Origin of the sequence: Subdoligranulum sp. APC924/74 (assembly GCF_003324125.1) — a bacterium.
Lineage (GTDB): Bacteria > Bacillota > Clostridia > Oscillospirales > Ruminococcaceae > Gemmiger > Gemmiger qucibialis.
In genome coordinates, this window is sequence record NZ_PSQF01000163.1 from 1 (window position 1) to 3078 (window position 3078).

1 protein-coding gene is annotated in these 3078 nt (G+C 57.2%); it reads left to right on the top strand.

Features of this window, described 5'->3' with window-relative positions:
* The first annotated feature begins 213 nt into the window (after window positions 1-213).
* Window positions 214-2973, top strand: coding sequence for a glycoside hydrolase family 3 C-terminal domain-containing protein (locus C4885_RS15835; RefSeq protein ID WP_199488133.1), 2760 nt, complete (start codon window positions 214-216; stop codon window positions 2971-2973).
* Window positions 2974-3078: the final 105 nt, after the last annotated feature.

Sequence of the window (3078 nt, forward strand, 5' to 3'; positions counted from 1 at the left end):
GTATTATCTGCGCTTTTGGCTTAGCATCTGCCGCACCTCGCTCGCCGTATCGGCACTTAGAATTATGCGGTATTGCCTAAAACTTTTTACTTTTTTCAAAGACAAATAAAACTTTCTTTCTCGCGTAGGGACTTCTTGCTAAATTCTGAAAATAGTGTATTATAACTAAGTGTGGCGCTGGAATTTACAATCCATCAGTATCGGAGTTTCAGTATGATGAAAAATACAATGTTGGAAATGTCCCGTTATGCAGCGCTGGCTCGCCAGGCTGTGGCAGAGGGTATTGTTCTGCTGAAAAATGAGGCTGTCTTACCACTGGTTTCCGGCGGCAGAGCAGCTTTATTTGGGTACGCGCAATTTCACTATTACCAAAGCGGCACAGGGTCCGGCGGGCTGGTGAACACCGCCCATGTGCCGAACCTGCCCGAAGTGCTGGGCGGTCCGGACGGCTACCAGCTGGATGCCGAGGTGCAGGCCCGCTATGCAGCATGGCTGGCGGAACACCCTTACGAGATGGGAACCGGCTGGGCACAGGAACCGTGGTTTCAGCCGGAAATGCCGCTGGATGAAGACTTTGTCCGCGCTGCGGCCCAGCGTGCCGAAACGGCATTTATTGTCATCGGTCGCACGGCAGGGGAAGACCAGGACAATAGCAATGCTCCCGGCAGCTTTCTGCTGACCGAGGGCGAGGAAAATATGCTGGCGCTGGTTTGCCGTCATTTCAAAAAATCTGTGGTGCTGCTGAATGTTGGCAATATCATTGATATGCAGTGGGTCATGCGATACAACCCCGGCGCGGTGGCGTACATCTGGCAGGGCGGGCAGGAAGGCTGCCGCGGTGTGCTGGATGTGCTGAACGGTACCGTCAACCCCTGCGGCAAACTGCCCGATACCATCGCCTGCACCCCGGCAGATTATCCGGCGGCTGACCATTACGGGGCGGATGACAGCAACATCTATGCCGAAGATATTTACGTCGGCTACCGCTATTTTGAAACGTTTGCACCGGAAAAGGTGCTTTATCCCTTTGGCTTTGGCCTTTCCTATACAAAATTTGAAGTTCGGCTGTTGAGCGCAGATGAAACAGCCGATGGCATTACCGCCTTTGCTGCCGTCCAAAATACCGGCAGCTGCCCCGGCAAGGAAGTTGTGCAGCTCTACTGCACCGCGCCGCAGGGGCGGCTGGGGAAACCGTCCAAAGTGCTGTGCGCCTTTGCAAAAACCAGAACGCTGGCCCATGGGGAGAGCCAGACCCTGACACTGAAAGCCCCGTGGCGTAACTTTGCCAGCTATGATGACAGCGGTGTGACCGGGCACAAGTCTGCCTTTGTGCTGGAAGCAGGCGAGTATTGCTTCAGCCTTGGCACCGATGTGCGAAGTGCGGAAGAAGCTTTTACGGTCACACTACCGTTGATGGTGGTGGAACAGTTGGAATCTGCAGCTGCTCCGGCTGTAGCCTTTGAACGCCTGCGCCCTGGTGCGGATGGAACCCCAGCATGGGAACCCGTGCCCACCGAGGAAGAACGGCCCGAGCCCCGCCGCGCCGCCCGCCTGCCGCGGGAATGGCTCCAGACTGGCGACAAAGGCATCCGCCTGCGGGATGTGGCCGATGGTACCACTGCGATGGCAGACTTTGTGGCACAGTTCAGCGATGAGGAGCTTTGCACCATTGTCCGGGGCGAGGGGATGAACTCTCCGCGCGTTACGCCGGGGACAGCTGGGGCAATCGGAGGCGTCAGCGATGCTTTGCAGCGCTATGGGCTGCCTGCCGCCTGCTGTTCGGACGGGCCGAGCGGTATCCGTATGGACTGCGGCACCGTTGCTTTTGCCATGCCTAATGGCACCTGCCTGGCCGCGACTTTCAACGAGGGATTAAGCGAAGAACTCTACTCGATGGAAGGGCTGGAGCTGCGCAAAAACCATGTGGATACGCTGCTTGGCCCTGGCATCAACATTCACCGCCATCCGCTGAACGGCCGCAACTTCGAGTATTTCTCGGAAGATCCGCTGCTGACCGGCAAAATGGCCTGTGCTCAGCTGCGCGGGATGCACCGCTGGGGTGTAACCGGAACCATCAAACATTTTGCAACGAACAATCAGGAGCACCGGCGTCACTTCGTTGAATCGGTTGTATCGGAACGTGCTTTGCGGGAAATCTATCTGCGCGGCTTTGAAATTGCCGTCAAAGAGGGACATGCCCGCTCCATTATGACATCCTATAACCCGCTGAACGGTTACTGGACGGCCAGCAATTATGACCTTGTTACAACAATTTTGCGCGGCCAATGGTGTTACACCGGCATTGTGATGAGTGACTGGTGGGCCGATGGCAATGACCGCGACGGCGCAGGCAGCACCAAGCATGTGGCTGCGATGGTTCGCGCCCAGAATGATGTGTTCATGGTTGTGACGGACCCGGAGCATAACTCCGGCAGCGATGATCTGGCCGTTGCTTTGACAGAGGGACGGCTGATCCGGGGCGAGCTGCAGCGCAGCGCGGCGAATATCTGCCGCTTTTTGCTGCAAACACCTGCGTTCCGCCGCAGCATTGGCCGCACCACGGCGTTGGATGCCCAGTTGGAAGCGATGGCCGAGCAGGATATGCAGCAGGCGGCGCAGAACGGCCAACCCCTGACATTACATGGAGGCGTAAGCATTGACCCGGCCGCGATTGATAATGGTTACCGCCGCACCACTGCGTTTTGTGTGATGGTTGAGCAGGGCGGCGCATACACGCTGCATCTGCGCTGCCGCGCAATGCCGGGCAACAGCCCGCTGGCCCAGATCCCGGTTTCGATTTTTGCGGGACGGGTGTTTGTGAAAACCATTACCATCACGGGCGCACAGACCGACTGGTGCGAGTTTACGGCGGCGCTGCCTGCCGTTGACGCGGGGGAAGTTTTCTGCCTGCGTTTCTACTTCGGTCAAAGCGGTATGGAGTTGGACGCCGTGTCGCTGAATCTGCTGTCATGACATTGACAAAAAATCTCGAATATATCAGGGCAACACCGCACAATTCCCGCCTTGCGGCTTAAGCACCGCTCCGGCAGCTGCGGCACGGCATCTGCGTTGCCAAAA

Excerpts from the sequence above, each read along its gene's own strand:
- C4885_RS15835 (WP_199488133.1), top strand. The coding sequence starts at position 214 with ATGATGAAAAATACAATGTTGGAAATGTCCCGTTATGCAGCGCTGGCT.